20 protein-coding genes and 1 tRNA gene are annotated in these 19,518 nt (G+C 63.8%); 10 read left to right on the top strand and 11 right to left on the bottom strand.

What is annotated here, in order from left to right:
* Positions 1–4 precede the first annotated feature (4 nt).
* The gene (locus tag ASE70_RS09505) at positions 5–685 is read right to left on the bottom strand and encodes an HAD family hydrolase (RefSeq protein ID WP_056396239.1); all 681 of its coding nucleotides are present in this window, start codon (positions 683–685) and stop codon (positions 5–7) included.
* A gap of 56 nt (positions 686–741) precedes the next feature.
* Between ASE70_RS09505 and ASE70_RS09510 the strand changes: the two genes are divergently transcribed.
* Genes ASE70_RS09510 through ASE70_RS09530 form a run of 5 tightly spaced genes read left to right on the top strand, consistent with a single transcriptional unit; the run spans position 742 to position 4,887 of the window.
* Entirely contained in the window at positions 742–1,851 is a 1,110-nt protein-coding gene (locus ASE70_RS09510; protein WP_056396460.1) for an ABC transporter permease, read from the top strand.
* Entirely contained in the window at positions 1,833–2,693 is an 861-nt protein-coding gene (locus tag ASE70_RS09515; RefSeq protein ID WP_056396236.1) for an ABC transporter ATP-binding protein, read from the top strand. The genes ASE70_RS09510 and ASE70_RS09515 overlap by 19 nt, the downstream gene beginning before the upstream one ends.
* Positions 2,693–3,658, top strand: a complete 966-nt coding sequence (locus tag ASE70_RS09520) for an MlaD family protein (RefSeq protein ID WP_056396233.1) — start codon at positions 2,693–2,695, stop codon at positions 3,656–3,658. The genes ASE70_RS09515 and ASE70_RS09520 overlap by 1 nt, the downstream gene beginning before the upstream one ends.
* Positions 3,659–3,681: 23 nt before the next feature.
* A complete protein-coding gene (locus ASE70_RS09525) occupies positions 3,682–4,260 on the top strand; it encodes an ABC-type transport auxiliary lipoprotein family protein (RefSeq protein ID WP_056503965.1) in 579 nt (192 codons plus the stop codon).
* Between the two features lie 12 nt (positions 4,261–4,272).
* Positions 4,273–4,887, top strand: coding sequence for a LysE family translocator (locus tag ASE70_RS09530; protein ID WP_056503977.1), 615 nt, complete (start codon positions 4,273–4,275; stop codon positions 4,885–4,887).
* A gap of 3 nt (positions 4,888–4,890) precedes the next feature.
* Here ASE70_RS09530 and ASE70_RS09535 read toward each other — a convergent pair whose 3' ends face one another.
* On the bottom strand, positions 4,891–5,754 hold the full coding sequence (locus ASE70_RS09535; protein ID WP_200925617.1) for a peptidylprolyl isomerase: 864 nt from the start codon (positions 5,752–5,754) through the stop codon (positions 4,891–4,893).
* Between the two features lie 90 nt (positions 5,755–5,844).
* On the opposite strand from ASE70_RS09535, the gene ASE70_RS09540 reads away from it, so the two are divergent.
* A tRNA-Ser gene (locus ASE70_RS09540) sits at positions 5,845–5,935 on the top strand.
* 850 nt (positions 5,936–6,785) lie between these two features.
* Here the strand turns inward: ASE70_RS09540 and ASE70_RS09545 are convergent.
* From ASE70_RS09545 to ASE70_RS09585, 9 genes are all read right to left on the bottom strand, one after another.
* A complete protein-coding gene (locus ASE70_RS09545; RefSeq protein ID WP_056503981.1) occupies positions 6,786–7,232 on the bottom strand; it encodes a hypothetical protein in 447 nt (148 codons plus the stop codon).
* A gap of 2 nt (positions 7,233–7,234) precedes the next feature.
* Positions 7,235–7,579 (bottom strand): hypothetical protein, encoded by a 345-nt coding sequence (locus ASE70_RS09550; protein WP_056503984.1) that lies wholly within the window; start codon positions 7,577–7,579, stop codon positions 7,235–7,237.
* Complete coding sequence (locus ASE70_RS09555; RefSeq protein ID WP_235519735.1) at positions 7,576–8,928, bottom strand: site-specific DNA-methyltransferase; 1,353 nt, start codon at positions 8,926–8,928, stop codon at positions 7,576–7,578. The genes ASE70_RS09550 and ASE70_RS09555 overlap by 4 nt, the downstream gene beginning before the upstream one ends.
* A gap of 40 nt (positions 8,929–8,968) precedes the next feature.
* Complete coding sequence (locus tag ASE70_RS09560) at positions 8,969–9,391, bottom strand: AbrB/MazE/SpoVT family DNA-binding domain-containing protein (RefSeq protein ID WP_056503986.1); 423 nt, start codon at positions 9,389–9,391, stop codon at positions 8,969–8,971.
* 114 nt (positions 9,392–9,505) lie between these two features.
* A complete protein-coding gene (locus tag ASE70_RS09565) occupies positions 9,506–10,195 on the bottom strand; it encodes a hypothetical protein (protein ID WP_235519736.1) in 690 nt (229 codons plus the stop codon).
* Positions 10,158–10,718, bottom strand: a complete 561-nt coding sequence (locus ASE70_RS09570) for a hypothetical protein (RefSeq protein WP_056503991.1) — start codon at positions 10,716–10,718, stop codon at positions 10,158–10,160. Before ASE70_RS09570 ends, ASE70_RS09565 begins: the two co-directional genes overlap by 38 nt.
* A 337-nt stretch (positions 10,719–11,055) precedes the next feature.
* Positions 11,056–12,711: a recombinase family protein gene (locus tag ASE70_RS09575; protein WP_056503995.1), complete on the bottom strand. Its 1,656-nt coding sequence runs from the start codon at positions 12,709–12,711 to the stop codon at positions 11,056–11,058.
* Positions 12,708–13,115: a DUF2924 domain-containing protein gene (locus ASE70_RS09580; RefSeq protein ID WP_056503999.1), complete on the bottom strand. Its 408-nt coding sequence runs from the start codon at positions 13,113–13,115 to the stop codon at positions 12,708–12,710. The genes ASE70_RS09575 and ASE70_RS09580 overlap by 4 nt, the downstream gene beginning before the upstream one ends.
* Complete coding sequence (locus ASE70_RS09585; protein ID WP_082450930.1) at positions 13,115–13,630, bottom strand: DUF3489 domain-containing protein; 516 nt, start codon at positions 13,628–13,630, stop codon at positions 13,115–13,117. Before ASE70_RS09585 ends, ASE70_RS09580 begins: the two co-directional genes overlap by 1 nt.
* Before the next feature lie 594 nt (positions 13,631–14,224).
* Between ASE70_RS09585 and qatA the strand changes: the two genes are divergently transcribed.
* The 4 genes from qatA to qatD are packed head-to-tail and all read left to right on the top strand — an operon-like array spanning position 14,225 to position 19,169.
* Entirely contained in the window at positions 14,225–16,183 is a 1,959-nt protein-coding gene (gene qatA / locus ASE70_RS09590; protein ID WP_056504040.1) for a Qat anti-phage system ATPase QatA, read from the top strand.
* A complete protein-coding gene (gene qatB / locus ASE70_RS09595) occupies positions 16,183–17,064 on the top strand; it encodes a Qat anti-phage system associated protein QatB (protein WP_056504005.1) in 882 nt (293 codons plus the stop codon). The genes qatA and qatB overlap by 1 nt, the downstream gene beginning before the upstream one ends.
* The gene (gene qatC, locus ASE70_RS09600) at positions 17,061–18,413 is read left to right on the top strand and encodes a Qat anti-phage system QueC-like protein QatC (protein ID WP_056504007.1); all 1,353 of its coding nucleotides are present in this window, start codon (positions 17,061–17,063) and stop codon (positions 18,411–18,413) included. Before qatB ends, qatC begins: the two co-directional genes overlap by 4 nt.
* A 9-nt stretch (positions 18,414–18,422) precedes the next feature.
* The gene (gene qatD, locus ASE70_RS09605; protein ID WP_056504011.1) at positions 18,423–19,169 is read left to right on the top strand and encodes a Qat anti-phage system TatD family nuclease QatD; all 747 of its coding nucleotides are present in this window, start codon (positions 18,423–18,425) and stop codon (positions 19,167–19,169) included.
* Positions 19,170–19,518 lie beyond the last annotated feature (349 nt).

Genomic DNA, 19,518 nt, shown 5'->3' on the forward strand with positions numbered 1-19,518 from the left:
AGCGTCAGTCGCGCCAGTCGAGCACCGGCCAGCCCCGTTTGCGCGCCAGCGCCTTCAGCGGGGCATGGGCGTTGACCGGAAACGGTTCGTCGGCCCAGTCGAATACCGGCGCGTCCGAGACGTGATCGCTGTAGAACCGGACCGCCACGTCGCCGCGCGCGATCCCTTGTTCGGCGGTCCACGCCTCGATCGCGCGCAGTTTGGCCGCGCCGTAGCAATTCTCGCCATCGATTCGCGCCAGCACGTTGCCGCCTTGCTCCTGCGCGCAGTTGGTGGCGATGACCGCGTCGAAGCCGAGCAGGTCCGCGATCTCCTGTGCGTAGAAACGATAGGATGCGGTGGCGAGCACCAGCATCCGACCATCGGCACGGTCGGCTTCGATTCGCGCCCGCGCGCCATCGAGCAGGCCGGTGGCGACCGTAGCCCGCGCAAAGGCGCGCGCCGTATCGGTCAATCGTTCGCCCGGCACCGTGCGACCCAGCACCAGCCGGTGCGTCATCTCCTTCAACCGGTCGCGACCGTACAGGCGCAAGACATAGCCGGTGACGGCGATCCCCGCGATCGGCAGCAGCCACAAGGCACCCCGTCCGCGCTCCTTCAGCGCATGGCGCAGGAACGGCGTCCATGTCGCGACGCGGGTGATGGTCTTGTCCATGTCATAGATGGCGAGGTCGCGGTGGCGCATGCGCCAAGCGCGTACCATCTTGCCGCGACGCCGCAAATCGCCGATGGATGGCTGCGATGAGCGCTTCCGCCGATTTTTCGCACGACCGGGCCGATGGCGGTGGCGTGCTGCGCTTCACCGGCAACCTGTCGCTCGCCCATGTCGGCGACCTGCCCGAACGACTGAACGAGGTCGACGGACCGGTCAGCCGGATCGACCTGTCGCAAGTCGACCGGATCGATACGGTCGGTGCGTGGCTGGTCCACCGCTTCGCGCGCGACCGCGACGTCGCCATCGAGGGATTGAACACCGACAGCCAGCACCTGTTCGATCAGGTCGCGGCCGCCGACGATCCGGTCGTCCGCAAGGGCAAGGCGCTCAGCCCGCCGCTGCGGGTGCTGGAAGAGATCGGCGAAGCGGTATCGGGCAGCGCGCGACAGATGCTGGGCCTGCTCGGCTTCATGGGCGCGACCGTCATCGCGTTCCTAAACATCCTGCGTCACCCGCGCCGTTTCCGCTTCAATGCGACGGTGCAACGGTTCGAGGTCGTCGGCGTCTCGGCGCTCGGCATCATCGGGTTGATGAGCTTCCTGATCGGGATGGTCATCGCGCAGCAGGGCGCGGTGCAGCTGCGACAATTCGGTGCAGAAGTGTTCACGATCAACCTGATCGGTCGCCTCACCTTCCGCGAACTGGGCGTGTTGATGACCGCGATCATGGTCGCGGGTCGCTCGGGCTCGGCGTTCGCCGCGCAGCTCGGCACGATGAAGCTGACCGAAGAGATCGACGCGATGCGCACGATCGGCGTGTCGCCGATGGAGGCGCTGGTCCTGCCGCGCGTCATCGCCGCGATCGTCATGATGCTGTTGCTCGGCTTCTATGCGTCGATCATCGCCATCATCGGCGGCGGATTGCTCAGCTGGGCACAGCTCGGCATCCCGCCGATCACCTTCGTCACCCGCATCCGCGAAGTCGTGCCGATCACCGACCTGTATATCGGTCTGATCAAGGCACCGGTATTCGGTGCGATCATCGGCATGGCCGGCTGTTTCCACGGCATGCAGGTCGAAAGCGATGCCGAACAGGTCGGCAGCCGGACGACGGCGGCGGTGGTGCAGGCGATCTTCCTAGTGATCGTGCTCGACGCGTTTTTCGCGATCTTCTTCGCATGGATCGGCTGGATATGAGCGAGCGCGAATCCCTCATCCGCGTCCGTGGTCTCAAGAACCAGTTCGGCGACCAGGTCATTCACGAGGACCTCGATCTCGACGTGCGGCGTGGCGAGATCCTCGGCGTGGTCGGCGGATCGGGCACCGGCAAATCGGTGCTGATGCGCTCGATCATCGGGCTTCAGACGCCAACCGCCGGCACGATCGAGGTGTTCGGTGAGAACACGATCGGCCGCGAGGAAACCGAAGCGACCGAAATCCGCAAGAAATGGGGCGTGCTGTTTCAAGGCGGCGCACTGTTCTCGACGCTGACCGTCGCCGAAAACGTGCAGGTGCCGCTGAAGGAATTCTACCCGAAGCTCAAGCCTGCGCTGCTCGACGAGATTGCCGGGTACAAGGTCGTGATGACCGGCCTGCCGGCCAATGCCGGGCCGAAATATCCGTCGGAGTTGTCGGGCGGCATGAAGAAGCGTGCCGGGCTGGCGCGCGCCCTCGCGCTCGATCCGCAATTGCTGTTCCTCGACGAACCGACCGCCGGCCTCGATCCGATCGGTGCGGCGGCGTTCGACGACCTCACCGCGTCGCTGCAAAAGACGCTGGGGCTCACCGTCTTCCTCATCACCCACGACCTCGACACGCTGCACGCCATTTGCGACCGCGTGGCTGTGCTGGCGGACAAGAAGGTCATCGCCGTCGGCACGATCGACGAACTGCTCGCGCTGGACCATCCGTGGATCCAGGAATATTTCAACGGACCCCGTGGCCGCGCCGCGACCGATGCGCAGGAACGCATCGCCGCCCGCAACCACGACCGCGACGCCGGCGCAGAGCCGGCCTCGCCGCAAGCCCAGAGGCGCTGATGGAAACCCGGTCGAACCATGTCCTTGTCGGCGCGGTGGTGCTGATCCTGCTGGTCATGCTGGCGCTGTTCACCGTGTGGCTCGCCCGTATCGGCGGCGGCAGTGAAAAAGAATATGACGTCTTCTTCAAACAGGCCGTCGACGGCCTGGCAAAGGGGTCGCCGGTATCGTTTTCGGGCGTCCCCTCGGGTCAGGTCGAGGATATCGCCCTGTGGCCGAAGGACCCGCAATTCGTCCGCGTCCGCATCAAGGTGAAGGACGAGACCCCGGTCCTGCTCGGCACGACGGCGACGATCGTCGGCAGCTTTACCGGCGTCTCGACCATCACGCTCGACGGCGCGGTCAAGGGCGCGCCGCCGATCGCCTGTCCCGAAACGAATGCCGAACAGTCGTGCCCGATGGGCGTACCGGTCATCCCTCCAAAGGCGGGCGGCGTCGCTGCGTTGCTCAGCTCCGCGCCGCAGTTGCTCGAACGCGTCACCACCCTGACCGAGCGGCTGGCCGACGTGCTGTCCGACCGCAACCAGAATTCGATCGCCGCGATCCTCGACAGCACCAACCGGCTGACTGACGCGCTGGCAGATCGTGGGCCCGAAATCGCGGCGACGCTGGCCGAAACGCGGATCGCGATCCAGCGCGCCGGTGTCGCCTCGCAACAGATCGGTGAGCTGGCGGCGACGACCAACGGCGTGCTGTCGAACGACATCCAGCCGACGATCCAGCAACTGAACCGCACCATCGCCAGCGCGCAGAAGAGCGCCGAGACGCTGAACGACGCGATCGGCGATGCGAAGCCGGGGCTACAGGCGTTCAGCAAGCAGACCATCCCGCAGGTGAACCAGCTGGTCGGCGACCTGCGCGCGATGACCGGCGCGCTCGCCTCGGTCGCGGAAAAGGTCGATCAGGGTGGCGCGACCGCGCTGGTCGGCCGTTCGAAGCTGCCCGACTACGACCCCAAGAAGTGACGCGGAAGACAAGGATGCTCCCCATGAAGAAGCTGTCGGTTCTGCTGCTCCTGTCGCTGGCCGGGTGCATCCGCTTCGGTGCCGAACCGCCACCCGCGTTGCTCACGCTCGCCCCCGCCGCGCCGATCGCCGCCGGCGCGACGCAGAGTTCGGCGCAGGCGCGTTCGATCACGGTGCAGGTGCCGGTCGTTCCGCAGGAACTGGCGGTGACCCGCGTGCCGGTGCAGTCGAGCGCGACCAGCATCGCCTATGTCAAGGAAGCGCAATGGGTCGAACCGCCCGCGCGCCTGTTCGCCCGGCTGCTGTCCGATACGCTGACGTCGCGCGCGAACATGGTGGTGCTGAGCACGCGGCAGGGCTTTGCCGATCCGGGTGCGCAATTGAACGGCGAATTGCGCGAATTCGGCATTGATGCCGGGCGCAGCGAAGCGGTCGTCGTCTATGATGCGACCCTGCAGCGCGCCGGGTCGACCGCGTTCGAAAAGCGCCGCTTCGAAGCACGCGCGCCGGTCGCGACGATCGACGCGAACAGCGTCGGCCCGGCGATCAACCAGGCCGCGAACACCGTCGCGACCGCCGTCGCCGACTGGGTCCGGGGCTGATCGCACACCGTCGTGGCGCTGCATAGCTGGCTGTTGTTCGTCGCGGCGGTGGTCGTGCTGTGCGGCACGCCCGGCCCGAACATGTTGCATATCCTCAGCCGAAGCGTAACCCTCGGCTGGCGCGGCACCCTGCCAGCGATGGCGGGCTGCCTGACTGCGCTGGTCGGGGTGTTGATGGCATCGGCGGCGGGGCTGGCGGCGCTGTTGACGGCGGTGCCGGGACTGTTCGACGTGTTGCGCTATGCCGGGGCCGCCTATCTGGCATGGCTGGGGTTTCGCGCGATCACGGCACGGTCGGCACCGCTCGACGTCGCGCCCGATGCCATGCCGTCCGGCCACCTGTTTCGCGGTGGCTTTCTGGTCGGGATCAGCAACCCCAAGCTGTTGCTGTTCGCCACCGCCTTCCTGCCGCAGTTCGTCGACCCTGCGGGTTCGCAGCCGGTGCAGTTCGCGATTCTGGTCGCCACGTTCGCGGTGGTCGAATGCCTGTGGTACGCCGCCTATGCGGTGGGCGGTCGCTCGCTTGCGCGCCATCTGACCCGTCCGCGCGTCCGCCGCTGGTTCGACCGGGCGACCGGCGGAATCTTCATCGGCTTCGGCGCGGCGCTGCTCGTCTCGCGCGTCTGACCTCTATTTCGTGGGCGTCGGCCGGACCGGCGGCATGGCGTTACAGATATCCGCCCCGCCGGCCGGTACTTCGAAAAAGGGCGGCTCGCGATTTTCGCGCCCCTTTACCCATGCGGAATAGCGGGCATTGTCGGCAGCCCGATATTGGAAATGAGGCCGCTCGCCAGCCGGCAACTCGCTGGCCAGTCGTACCGAGCGGATCGGAGTAGGCGTCTGATCGGGCGCGTAAAATCCCATGGTGCCGGTACCGCGCGGCAGCGACGACAGATACTCCATCCCCTCGACCACGCGCCCGATCAGCGCGACATTGCGGTCGAGATGGCGTGGGGCGTGGCCGATCACCGCATAGAGTTCGGCACCGCTGCCGGTGCTCGGTGCCATATCGCGTCCGACGCCGACCATTGCATAACAGTGCGTCAGCCACGCCGCCTTGCCATCGCTCGCCACCGGCCATCCGTCGGCGCTATGCCCGCTCTTCGCTGCGTAGGGATCGCGCCGCGTCATCTGCGTCACCGCATCATAGCTGCCGGTCACATATTCGGCCGGCGGATTGGCGATGACGCTTGACGGCAACGGCTTCTTCTCGGTGACGTCGCCCCATTGCGCGACATAGTTGTCCTGCACCCGGTATACCGAGCTGCCGTCCCACCAATGCGCCCGCGCCAGCTTGCGCAAATTGTCGACATGCACCGGTGCATAGCGCGGGGCCAGCCGGATCACGACCCGCTTGTCGCCGGCCAGCGTCATCACGAGCAGTTCGTCGTCGGGGATCGTCCGCCAGTCGCCGTCGACCGGATCGGCCGGGGTCGGCGGGGCGGCGGGAGCGGCGGCCTGAAGCAGCGCGGCGATCAGCGAGACGAGATGCATCGGGCCATCCTGCCCGCCGCGCGCCGTCCCCGCAACTCCCGCTTGCACGAAACCCCGCCGCGCCCTAGGGAACCCACCTTCCGGCAATGCGGAGCGGTGGCCGAGTGGTCGAAGGCGCTCGCCTGGAAAGTGAGTATACGGCAAAACCGTATCGAGGGTTCGAATCCCTCCCGCTCCGCCACCAAGTCGTTGTTTTTACTGAAAATTAATCCGGAATGTGGGTTCCGAATTGTACGAATTTGGCCTCTCTCGGTACCTAATTCACGTGATTCGAGGGCCTTTTCTCCAGCGGTACGCTTTACAAGTAAATTTCTCGCGATTTCGGTGACTTACAAGAACCGATATCGATCGTTCGAAATGTAATGGGCTCCGCCAAGACTTCGTAAGTGACTGACCAAATCGGATAATTCAGCCGGAAGGCGCGCCTTCCCGCGCCATTCCGGTTCAGTTCGGTAGTGCGGAGAGCCGTCCGATACCCGTCGATACGGGGTCTGCGGAAGGTTTTCTCTGCTTCAGTCGCATGCAGTACGGTTCTCGTCCTGATGCATTTTCATACTGGTTGATCGCATCGGCGTTTGCAGAGCCGCCGGTTCCTGTCTTGCCGCACCGGAAACGTCCCGGATCAAAGGCTCCGGTTATGCGGCGGTAGCGGACGGAGTCTTCGCGTTGCGTTGTCCTTCGGGATCAGACCGTGCTTCGCCGGTAAATGGCATCTGGCCTCTTTCAACGGGGGTTTCCGCATTTCAGTTTTTTTGCACAGATTTCTGGTGACGAAGAACGCGTTTCTGCATTCCAAGTACCTGCACCGGAAACACTTTTACGCCAACAATGGCATGATTGCGGTTGCACAGGAGCAGGAAGCTTGCAGGAAATTTCATGCAGTTCTGCAGGCAGGGTTCAGGCCTGCAGCGCCCTGCAGGGTCAAATGACGCATTTCCAGTGTTTCGTCCCGGTTTTCCGGGCGTTTCCAGAGGTGGTGTACCGCTATTGACTGATACCTCGAATTTGCTGCTGTCAGGCTGGGCCGGGGCTTATTCAGGTGGGTTGTCGCCGAGCGTATCGAGCAGCATTTCGTAGAACGTCGCAGCCCTGCGATCGAGTTCGCTGGCATCGGCCGACGCCGCGACCACCCGCAGCCGTTCGAGGCTCTCCTCAAGTCGCGCAACCGCAGGCGGGTGTGGCGTATCGGGTGCGGCGTCCGAACTGGCAGCAGCAGCCCGGTGGACAAGCCGTATGAAGTCCATCACCGCTGCCCGCCGGTAAACCCGCCCGACAGCGAGCCGGCGGATCTGGGCTTCGTACAGGGTGACCACACGCCGCCCGCGACCCCGCGGGATCGAAACCGGGACGTTGGCCGTGGCCAGCACGATCCGGAAAACATCCTCCTGCCGGAGGGGATCCACCGACGCCGGACGTTCGCCGGGGCTGTCTTCGCAGGGAGGTTTCAGGGCAGATCTGCCAATGACGTTGCGTTCCATCGTTACCGGCCTCGTTCCCGGCGAGCCTGCTCCTGCTCCCGCCGGGCCTCGCTCCGTTCAAGGGCCTCCAGATTCCGGGCTGCGTTCGTACTGTGCTCCACGAAGTCACGGGTTGCCAGCCGGTTTGCCGAATCGCCTTTCGCCAGCATCCGTACGGCATTCTCATACCGGGTGACCGGCTTGCCGTCCTTGAAGCCCACCACTTCGGATGCCACCCGAAGGTCAGTCTGAAGCATATCTTTCAGGGTAAGCAGCTGGTCAGGCTTCCTCAGCCTGGCACCAGCGGAGTTCCCGGACTGTCCGGCGGCAAACTGACCGCCGGGCCTGCGCCTGATCTGGTCGCTCATGCCGCGTCCTCCAGCGCAAGCTCGCCGAGCCGCTCGATCTCGGCGTTGCGACGTGCGTAGACGTCAGCGAAGGTTTCACCGGTCGCTTCCAGAACAGCCTTGCCGCGCGCAATCTTCTGCCAGCGTCGAATGGTGACGGCACAGAAGGTCGGTTCATACTCGATCAGTCTGGCGCACCGGCCCGTCTTGTGGGCCGCAATCAGGGTCGAGCCCGATCCACCAAAGGGGTCAAGGACGATCTCCCCGCGCTTCGAGGTGTCCTTGATCGCGTCCATGACCATCGTAACCGGCTTGACCGTCGGGTGGAGGGCAAGCTCGGCATCGTGGCCGGTTTTGGTCGCTCCCCGGTAGTTCCAGATGTTGGTCCGGTAGCGACCGTTCTTGCCGAGCTGCACCGTGTTGAGGTGCGGTGCTTCGCCAACCTTCCAGACGAACACCAGTTCGTGCTGCGACCGGTAGAAGCTGCCCATGCCGCCATTGTCCTTGGCCCAGACGCACAGGTTCTGCAGGCCGGAATAGACGCTGTGTCCTGCCTCCAGCATCTCAGCCATGTGCCGCCAGTCCATGCACTGATAGTGGATCGCGCCGTCCTGACTGACGGTAGCGGCATTGGCGAACACCGTCCGCAGGAAGGCAGTGAACTCGGCCTGCGACATCTCACCGCTCGCCATGGCGAACTCGCGGTGCTTCGTGCGGCCAAGACCCCCGACATGCCCGTCGAACGGCGGATCGGAGAACACCATCCGGGCAAGCTCGAGATTCATCAGCCGGTCAAACGAAGCGGTGTCACGCGAATCCCCGCAAAGCAGCCGGTGCGAGCCAAGGATCCAGACGTCGCCGCGTTCAACCCCGGAAACCTCCCGGTGGTTGAGTTTGGGCTGTTCCTCAAGTTTCGCCTCAGCCGGGCTCATATCGAGGAGAAGGTCGATTTCGGTAGTCGAGAAGCCGGTGATTTCGATGTCGTAGCGGGTCTCGATCTCGACCAGTTCCTCGAACTCAAGCCGCAGGATTTCGTCATCCCATTCGGCATTGGCTGCGATCTTGTTGTCAGCGATCCGGTATGCGCGCAGCTCGTCCGCAGTAAGGTGCGTGATCTGGATCGTCGGCACATCAACGATGCCCAGTGCCTTCGACGCCTCGAAACGGGCATGCCCTGCGACGATGGTCCCGTCCGCCTCGATGATGATCGGGTTGGTGAACCCGAAATGCCGGATCGAGGCGGCGACCTGTTCGATCTGTTTTTCGCTGTGCCGGCGTGCGTTGCGCGCCGCCGGTACAAGCGTAGCGAGCGGCCGCAGTTCGATCTTGAGCGGGTCGAGCGTATGCCGGTTTATATGGGTATTGGTCACACTGCATCCTCCATCCGTTACATTATGGAGTAGCTATGTATTAATCTGTGTAACCTTGCAACAGGCTTTTCAGCAGTGATGCATGCTCGGGCATGCGTTCGGCTGCGACACGTGCCATTTCGGCAATGGCGGCCTGCCTTGGCATCAGCAGCAGGCCGTCCGGTGTCTGTCGGACGAACAGCTGACCACCTTGCTGTAGATCGAAATCATCGAGCACCGATGCGGGCAGCACTACTGTGCCGTCCGACCCGACATCCAGCGCCAGAACGGGTGCCTGTTCTCCTGTATCGCTGTCGCGTTTGATCCGTCCTGCGCGCAGCAGGACATTGTAGGTGTGTTGATAGCGGATACCGAGGAAGGTCGAGATATCGGTCGTACTGACACCCGCCTCGTTCAGTGCCCGGATCTTCGCCGCCTTGCTGTCGTGCGGCCCGGCTATTCGCTCCAGTTCATTCCCGTCCATCGGTCACTCCTCTTTCCCGGGCCAATACACCAGTGTTCGCGATGGGTAAAGAAGAGGGAAACGGGCGGGTATGCAGCAAGGTCTGGAGTACCGGACAGCGTCCGCTGTTCGGTTTCAGGTGATATTTGCAATCCCGCACGCAGCCAGCCCGGCCCTGAAGCTGTCATCGATGGGGTAGGGTCTCACACCATCTTTGGTAAGCAGGCCGACCTGCTGCCCTGAATCGTTCGGCAGGCCGTAGCTGGTCGTGGTGGCTGCCGAACGAAAGATCAGTCCCTTGCCGGCGAGCAACTCGTCGAGCATCGCACGTGCTGTCTTGCCACTGGCAACCGTGCTGGTCGCGGTGGCGGCGGCTACGATCCGCATCTGCTGGTCGACGAGCTGCTGCATCGCCGGATTGCCCGCCGGTACGGCAGAGGCTGCTGCACCCGGAGGGTTATTCGCCGCAGTGAGGGTCCGGAATGGCCGGTCATCGACGCGCCAGACGATATCGCCGGTCGGGAGGCGCATGCGACCGCCGCTGCTGACCCCGACCAGCAGACCATGCACGCTGCTGTTCTCGACAAACGGATAGAGCGACCCGGTCCGCGAGTAGCTCGTACCCGCTGCCTGATCCCATGCTGCGACCACGCAGCTGGACGCACCGGTGATCGGATCGCTGGTGCGGCTGACCTGCCAGACCGCTCTTGGCGCCTTTCGTGCAGACGCGGAGGTTGCGATGCCGGCAAGGGCGAGCACGCAGATGGCGTGGGCGGCGAACGACGGCCTATGCATCGACTGCGACCCGACCGAACAGCCGGTCAACCAGCCCGGCAATATCCCTGATCCGCTCGAAGCGCCTTGCGACGATGATGCGGTGATCGGGGCGCTCGGCCTTCTGACCCTGCGCATTGGCACGGCTGTGCCGCGCAACCCGGTCACCGAGTTCAGGCAGCGGTTCACCGGGCTGGCCACCGAACCAGCGAATGTCGCAGAAGCTGCGCAGCGCCGGATCGTAGGTCAGCCAGACCACGCAGCCGGACGGACGATTTGTCAGACGGCGATGGATAGTGACGTCGCTGCGCTTGCCGCCCTTCACCATGACCTTCAGCTGGATGTGGCGCTGGATATTGCCGGCTTCGAGCAGGACGTCGAAGCCGTCCTTGTCGACGCTGCTGTGCAGTTCATCATAGTCGACACCCCGGTCGAGCAGTTCGGCACCGATCTGGCCGAGCAGGATATGCTCGAACACGTTTTCGCGCGCGGAAGACTGGTGGGTAAGCTGGCGCGTGCGCCAGTCGACAGCAGCGGGCCCGGCAGGCTCACTGATGATATTCAGATCGGTCATGACATCTCCTGTTGCAGGCGACGCCGTTGCCGATGACCTCGTTCGTCGCGCCTATGTCCTCTCGGAGCGACGGCCAGAAGCCGGATGTTGAGAACCTGCCAAACAGTCAGGCGCATGCGCCTTTACCGTTGCCGGCTGGACATGCGCGCATGCCACCCGGCCTCGACAAAGTCGTGACCGAGCATGTTTGGAGGGGTTCTCACGCCCCGCCCCCCGGCTTTCACGAGGGGCAGGGGTGTAGTTGCTCTGCTGGCGCAGACAGGCAAGCAGAATGTGCAGGGGCGGGGCAGTTTTTGACTGAATGTCACACGGCGCAGCGACCGCCCCGCGAGAAGGCTCAGTTCGGCAGCAGCGCCCCCTTCTGCGCCTGCCAGTCGGCCATGACGCCTTCGCCGAGCGTCAGGCTGGCAACGGTTACGCCGGCACGTTGCCGCCCGGCGAGGATTGCCTGCGTGACTGCCGGCGACAGGAATGCCAGCCGGACGACGCGTGCCAGATAGGACGGCGTCACCCCTTCGCGCTGCGCCAGTTCGGTGGTGTTGATCTCGCCGGTGCGTAGCAGTGTCCACCAGCGACGGGCCTGCACCAGCAGCCGGACCAGCGCCCGGTCCGGCGTTGCCTGCGGCACAGCACCGCCATCCTGCACCAGCCGCAACGCTCGCCCCGAGCGGGTCAGTCGCGCCGCGCAGCAGAGCTCGAGGGTGGCAGGTGCGTCCGGTTCCCGCCCGATGCCGAGCATCGCCGCCAGTGCCGCCGCATGGACGGTGATCGACACGTCTGCTGCCCCGACCTGGACCCGCTGTACCAGTTCGGCAAGGACCGGGAGGCGAGGGTGCGGAACCTGTCCGGCAAGGGTCTGGCAGTCCGCATGCAGTTTGACGATCTGGCCTGCGTTCAGGACGAATGCAGCGTTTGCGGCCAGCGTCAGGGGCGTTGCCAGCAGGTCGGCCAGCTGGCCGGCAACCAGTGCTTCTATTTCGCGCGCCGGGAGCCGCATGCCCGTTCTACTGCGACCGTGATGCAGCTCCCTGCTGACATAGTAGCGATGGCGCACCTTGCCCTTGCTGGCATGGGTGGCAATCAGCGGATCGCCGTCTTCATCGACGATCCTGCCCGCAAGCAGGCTGGGACTGGCTGTGCGGGTCCTGTTACGCTCACCCTGCAGGTTCGCGGCCAGCCGCTCCTGTACCGCCGCAAATGTTCCCTCGTCGATGATTGCATCGTGCCTGCCGGGATAGACTGTGCCCTTGTGTGCGATCCGGCCGGTGTAGATGACGTTGCGAAGTATCTGGTAGAGATGCCCGCGGGTGAACGCCCCGCCGCCGATGGGTTTGCCGCCGATGGTCGTGCGTTTGGGTATGGTGACCCGCTGCGCCAGCAGGTCAGCCTCGAGCAGCGGCACGCTGCCAAGCGTCAGATAGCGGGCAAACAGGTCGCGGATCAGCGCAGCATGATCCGGGACAATGGTCAGGCTGCGCTCGCTGGGAGCATAGCCAAGCGGGGGAGTGCCCCCCATCCACATGCCCTTTGCCTTGCTGGCGGCAATCTTGTCGCGGATGCGTTCGGCGGTCACTTCGCGCTCGAACTGGGCGAACGACAGCAGCATGTTGAGCGTCAGCCGCCCCATGCTGGTGGTGGTGTTGAATGACTGGGTCACCGACACGAAGCTGGTGCCGGTCCTGTCCAGCGTTTCCACCAGTTTCGCAAAGTCGAACAGCGACCGGGTCAGCCGGTCGACCTTGTAGACGACGATAATGTCCACCCGGCCTGCCGCGACGTCGGCGAGCAGGCGCTGCAGCGCCGGGCGTTGCAGCGTACCCCCCGACAGCCCGCCGTCGTCATAGACGTCTGGCAGGGCGTTCCAGCCCTCGCTTGCCTGACTGAGGATATAGGCGGCACAGGCCTCGCGCTGGGCATCGAGACTGTTGAAGCCCTGCTCCAGACCTTCCTCGGACGACTTGCGGGTGTAGATCGCGCAGCGAACGGTCTTCATGCCGGCTTCGTCTTCAGGCCGAAAAAGGCGGGGCCCGACCAGCGCGTACCGGTGATGGCGCGGGCGACCTCGCTCAGCGAGCGCCACGTGCGTCCGTCCCAGCGAATGACCTCGTCCTCGCCGATCTCGACGACATGGACCTGCCCCTGCCACTCACGCACCAGCCGCATACCGGCACGGGGCGGGGCGGTGCGTGTCGCACCGCGTCCGAGCTGGTCGAGCGCCTGCGATGTGGCGCGGGGAAAGCCGCCGAGGGCATGCGCCTGAAGCTCCCATGCCAGCGCCAGACGCAGCATGCTGGTGCCGACCTTCGGCACCGGGCCACCGGTCAGCCTGCTCCAGCGTGCGCGCAGTTCGCCAATGCCGAGCGTGTCGAGCGAAGCCACTTCGTCTGCCAGCGCCATCACCCTGCCTCGACGATGCGGTAGCAGGTTACGCCCTCACGTTTGCCGCGGTCGATGGCATGGCCCTTTTTGCGGATGCCGGTGAGTGCCGCCCGTGTGGTATGGGGCAGCCAGCCGGTCGCCTCGATGAGTTCGGCTGCGGTTGCGCCCTGAGCGCGGGCAAGCAGGGTGATGATGGTTGCGGTCTTCGAGTGCGGTCTTGTCGCCGGTGCAGCAGGGCTGCCAGCAACGGCGACGGCATTGGCTGCACCCGGATCTTCGGGTTCGACACCGATTGCCGCCGCACCTGCGGCGGTAATGAACACGCCGTAGCGGATATCGTCGTCGACACGGTGCGTCGCAGCCGGTTCGCCGGTTTCGCGCTCATGCGCGAAGCCTTGGCGCAGCAGTGCCGCCATGGCCCTGGACGTGCCACCGCCGGGTCTGATCATTGCCGGCAGCGGCAGGAGGCTGCCGTTGCTGCGCTGTGAGGCGCAGGACAGGAGAATGCGCTGGGTATCGCTGAGACGGATCATGTTGCCGGTTCCTCGCTGGCTGGCAGCACCATGCTGCTGCCACCAGCTGCAGCCCCGGTGAGAAACTCATCCGGGGCAGGGGGCGCGGCGACTCGTCCGCCCGTCACCGTGTGCCCGTGCTGTCGCTCCGCTGGCCAGCAAAGTCGAGCGGGTCGTACAGGATGAGGCGGGATGATCGGTCGTACCGTTTGACAACTACGCGCGTCTGGCGTGCTGCTTCGTCCGGCGATGCAGAAGCACAGGCGGGAACTGCGCTTTCGTCCCATTACCGGCATTCCAGCAAGGCGGGGTGAGGGCGGCTTTCAGGATTACAGCAGACGGTCCGCATATCAGCAAATCTGGCGGGAATCAGATATATGTTCATGGTGGAAGGCTGGCTGACCGCTTTGGGGTGACAAGGTGAAGTAAGTGGCCCTTCATTCATCTTGATCGTGGCATCCGCTAGCCGAACTGGATGGCGCATCGGCCTTTTGCGAAGGACAACATCCATTCTCGATTGATCAAGAAAACGCCCTTGATCGAACACTGACTTCATGCAGGATGCTTAAGAACGGATCGGGTGGGGGGCACGCCGTGTTCCGGGAGGGGGAACACGTGCTGCTCGCAGACAATGAAACCAAGTTCGATCTACTGAACAACGAAGCGATCGCGACCACCATTGTCGGGCTCATCAGTGAGAATCCTGAACGAGCGGTAACGGTCGGCGTCCACGGGGACTGGGGCGCGGGGAAATCGAGTGTGCTCGAGATGATCGAGAATGCCTTGGATGGCCACGACGATATCCTCTGCATCAAGTTCAACGCTTGGCGGTTTCAGGGGCTCGAAGATGCCAAGATCGCCCTGATCGAGGGCGTCGTCACTCAATTGATCGAGAAGCGCTCTCTCGCGACGAAAGCCGCCGACGCCGTAATGGATGTCGTCAAACGGCTCGACTGGCTCAAGATCGCGCGGATGGGGGGCGGCCTCGCGTTTACCGCGATGTCGGGGATGCCCAACCTCGATCAGATCGGCTCCGTGGTGGGAATGGTGAAGGGCTTTTTCGCTGACCCCAAAAAAAACTTCGACAAGGACGAGATCGACAAGGTCGTTAAAGGTGCCGAAGGGCTGCTGAAAAAGAAGGAAAGTCGGCGGGTTCCGCAGGAGGTCGAAGAGTTCCGCAAGGCGTTCGACGAACTGCTGCGCCGCGCTGGTCTGAAGCAACTCGTCGTCCTGATCGACGATCTCGACCGCTGCTTGCCGGAACCAGCAATCGAAACGCTCGAAGCGATGCGGTTGTTCGTGATGATGGATCGTACGGCATTCGTCATCGCCGCGGACGAGGCAATGATCGAATATTCAGTCCGAAAACATTTCCCCGATCTGCCGGATACGACCGGTCCGCGGGATTATGCCCGCAACTATCTCGAGAAATTGATCCAAGTCCCGCTTCGGATACCGTCGCTGGGCGGCGTCGAGACGTACATCTATGTCACCTTGCTGCTGGTAGGTGCGCGCCTCGGCGAGGACAACGAGCAGTTCGACAAATTGGTCAAGGTAGCACGCGCAGCGTTGAAGCGGCCATGGGACCCGACCGGCTTCGACAGCGGTGCCGTACAAGCGGCACTCGGCGACCGCGCCAAGGACGTGGCCGAAGATCTCGTCCTGACCGAGCAGATCGTCCCATTGCTCGCCAGCGGGACGTCCGGCAATCCGAGGCAGATCAAGCGGTTCTTGAACAGTCTGCTGCTGCGTGAGCGCACCGCTGACGCTCGGGGTTTCGGGGCTGCGATCAAACTACCGGTCTTGGCAAAGCTCATGTTGGCCGAACGGTTCATTCCGACGCTGTTCGACGAAATCGGTCTCGCGTCCGCGAACGATCCAGACGGTCGATGCAAAGATCTGAGCATCCTGGAGGGTGAACCGAAGGCGGCCCCGGTGAAACCCGCAGTGGAGCCCGCAATCGGGGCGAAGAAACCAGCCGCAGCACCGGTGAAGGCGGCACCGACACCGGCACTGCCCGAAAATCCGGTCCTGACACAATGGAGGGCCTCGGACGTCATTAAGGCCTGGGCGAAGCTGCAACCGCCGATCAGCGACTTCGACCTGCGTCCGTATCTCTTCGTCACGAAGGACAGAAAGGATTACCTCGCTGCCGCCTCGGCGCTGGGTCCGCTCGCCGCGGTCGTCGAGCGGCTGATGGGGCGTCGCATGACGGTCTCGGGGATGGACGCCGAGCTGCGAGCGTTGGCGAAACCGGAAGCGTCGCTGGTGTTCGATTTCGTTCGACGCCGGATCCTCGCCGCAGGCGATTTTGTGCGTCCGCCCGCCGGGATCGATGGGGCCACGATCTTGGTCCGCACGCAACCGCATCTGCAATCGGCGCTGGTCGATATGTTAGGCATGCTGCCTGAAACCAGCGGGCCGTGGATCGTCGCGGGCTGGAACGAGGTGTTGACCGAGGAGGGCGAGAAGCGCCGCTTCCAGAACCTGATCGAGCGGTGGAGCAAGATCAGCGATAACCCGGCGCTTCAAGCGACCGCGACGGCTGCTTTACGGACGGGGATCAAAGCTTAATGGGTACCTCGTCTTCCTTCGATGGACCGACGAACGATCGGCCGCTCGTTCCGACCTTCATCGATGATTCCGACCGCAGCGACGCGGACGGGAACGACGATGGTGCCGACGGCCAAGATGGTGACGGTAACGCCGGTGATGGAGCCGATCAGGGCGATGGCGCCGCACCTCCTCTACCGCCACCTGGTCCCGCGGGCCGCTTCAGCACACCCCGCAGCGCATTCACGACATTCGCTAAATCGGGCGGGACCGACCGTAAGAGTCTCGGGCGCGCCGTATCCGGTTATGTCCGGTCGTCGATGGGGAGCCCGCGGCGTGCCGCACAACGAATGGGCACCGCGCGCGCGTCCGGTGCCAATGTCGTCCGGCTGCTGCAATCGGTCCAGGCGAACGGTATCGCCCAGACGCTGCGTGAGCTGAACCTTACAGCGCTTGCGGGTCGTCCGATCGAGGAAGTGTTCGCTGGCCTAGCCGATTACGTCTGCCCCGAAGACGGTTCGATCGACCAGGGGATTGCGCGCAACGCCTTCCTCGAGACGATCGCCGATCTCGCCGATGCCGGCATCACGGATATCGATGGACTGACGCCCGAGCAGATGACGACGGTCTTCGAACTCTATGTAGCGCATACCATCGAAGCGCGCATCTGTAATGACATCGGGACCAAGGCCGTCGCGCTTCCGGCCAATCCCGCGGCTGCCCAGAACGTCGAGGATATGCTGCACGACTTCATCCAGCGCGGCGTCAGCGATGCCGTCTCCCGAGCGGGGAGCAACATTCAGGCCTTATCGCCGACGGAGATCAACGGGTTCGTGACATCGGTGTACGAGGACGCGTATCAGATCCTTCAGGCGATGGGCGATGCGGAGGTCGCACGATGAAGCGTCATCTCCTAGTCGGCACTATGGGCGCCAGAGACGTACCATCCGTCGACATGGGCACGGACGAGGTCCGCTCAGACGTCCAGCTCCTGAACGCGGGCGGAATCGCCTACGGGATACAAACGGCACTCAATGACCTCCGCAAGCTCGACCTGGTGCCCGACGAGATCGGCATCGATCTGTTGATCCTCGGAGCGCTGGTCTACGCTGCCGACACCCGGATTTCGCGCGCGACCGAAGCGCAGGATGGTTGGACCCGCGAGATCCGCATCGTCACGCCGGTCAGCGATGTTGCGGCTTGGGAGCGTGCGCGGCCGATCGTCATCCGTGCGCTCGGTTTCTTGAGCGGCGATCGTTGGTCAATCGAATTCCGCAACCGACCGGCGGGCAAGGAACGTCTGGCCGGATCGGTCCCTGCGCCATTGCTTCAAACCGACCTCCTCGGCGTCAACCTGTTCTCGGGCGGGCTTGATAGCCTGATCGGGGCGATCGACAGCCTGACGAAGGATGAAAAACCCCTCTTGGTCAGCCATGCGGGCGAGGGGGCAGGGAGCAAAGCGCAGTACCTGTGCCATGCCGAGTTAAAGGCCCGGTTCCCCAAGCGCCGCTTCGAGTGGGTCCGCCTGCCGATGGTGTTCGCGCACGATCTCGCTGACGGCGTGGGATCAGAGACATCGACACGCGCGCGCTCGTTCCTATTTTTCGCATTTGGTGTAGCAGCCGGTACGGCACTGCGTCGTCGGTTCGAGCTGAAGGTGCCGGAGAACGGCCTGATCGCGCTGAACGTGCCCTTGGATCCGTTGCGCTTGGGTGCACTCAGTACCCGCACGACGCATCCCTTCTACATGGCACGATGGATCGAGCTCGTAGCCGCGCTTGGTATCGATGGCTCGCTCGCCAACCCGTACTGGGCGATGACCAAGGGTGAGATGGTCGAGGGGTGTGCGGACAAGGCATTCCTGCTGTCGATTGCAGACAAGTCAATTTCATGCTCATCACCCGCAAAGCTACGCTGGGCGGGCCACGCGCAGGGGCATTGTGGCTATTGCCTTCCGTGCCTGATCCGACGCGCATCGATCCCGGATGGTGATCCGACCGAATATTACCTGACCGACATGAAGCGCCGACCGTTGAACAGCGCTGAGGCCGAAGGGGTGCAGGTGCGGTCCTTCCAGCTAGCGATCGCGAGGCTCCGCGCGAGGCCCGAACTCGCCAAGGTGCTGATACACAAGCCCGGTCCCCTCTACGATCACGGCATCGACGACCAGACTAAAATGGCCGGTGTCTATGCCCGTGGGCTGGAGGAAGTCGGTCGGCTTCTGGATGGCGTACGTACAAAACCGAAGTAGACGCAGCTGATGACGAACCTAGTTGATTTTCATTGCCACCTGGACCTTTACCCGGATTTCGAGCGTGCTGTAGATCGCAGCGACCAAGCTGGCGTGTTCACGTTGACGGTGACGACGACGCCGAAGGCATGGCGGCGGAACGCGGAGGTTACGGCCTCGACCAAGCACGTGCGTGCCGCCTTGGGACTTCACCCCCAGCTCGTCGGCGAGCGCGCCGGCGAAATTGGGCTGTGGGAGAAGCTGCTACCCGAAACGCGCTACGTCGGCGAGGTAGGCCTTGATGCCGGTCCCCGCTATTATGCGTCATTCGATGCGCAAAAGAAAGTTTTCGCCCACGTCCTTCAGGCGTGTGCCGACGCCGGTGGAAAGATCCTGTCGGTGCATAGCGTGCGTTCGGCGAAGGCCGTGCTTGACATGGTCGAGGCTCATTTGCCGTCTGATCGCGGACGGATCGTGCTCCACTGGTTCACCGGATCAGCGTCGGACGCGCGACGAGCTGCTGACTTGGGCTGCTATTTTTCCGTCAACGAGCAAATGCTCGAGAGGGAGGGAAAGGCGGCTTTCATCCGATCACTGCCGCGTGATCGTCTGCTGACAGAAACGGATGGCCCGTTCACGAAGGCTGGTAGTCGCGCTGCAGAGCCGATCGATGCCGGGCGTGCGGTTCGTGCCTTGTCTCGGCTCCTCGATATCACCGAAGCAAATGCAGCGATTATGGTCCTCGCCAATTTAAGGGCCCTGCTTGCGGAAGGGTAAGGCGACAACACGGGCGGCCACGAAAACCACTCTCATGCGGCGTCGCCGCCCGCACCAGATCATCGACTGAAGCTGAGCTCATCGATCCGGCAGATGCCTCGTCGTGACGTGACCCCCTGATTTTCCTCCACGAACGATTAGAGTCTGGCCTGCAGTGACCTGCTGCCGGTTTTTTGGACCGCTTTGAGCTGGAAAATTCCAGTTATGAAGGAGGGCCAGGGAAGCGGAGTGAGCGATGAAGAGATCTGAGCTGCTGCCGGTCTGGTAGACACGAGGTTAAGCTACCTGCGCCTGCCGCTCGAAGTCCATGGGGCTGAGATAACCCAGGGTCGAGTGGCGTCGCGTTGGA

It is taken from the genome of Sphingomonas sp. Leaf22, assembly GCF_001421715.1.
Taxonomy (GTDB): domain Bacteria; phylum Pseudomonadota; class Alphaproteobacteria; order Sphingomonadales; family Sphingomonadaceae; genus Sphingomonas.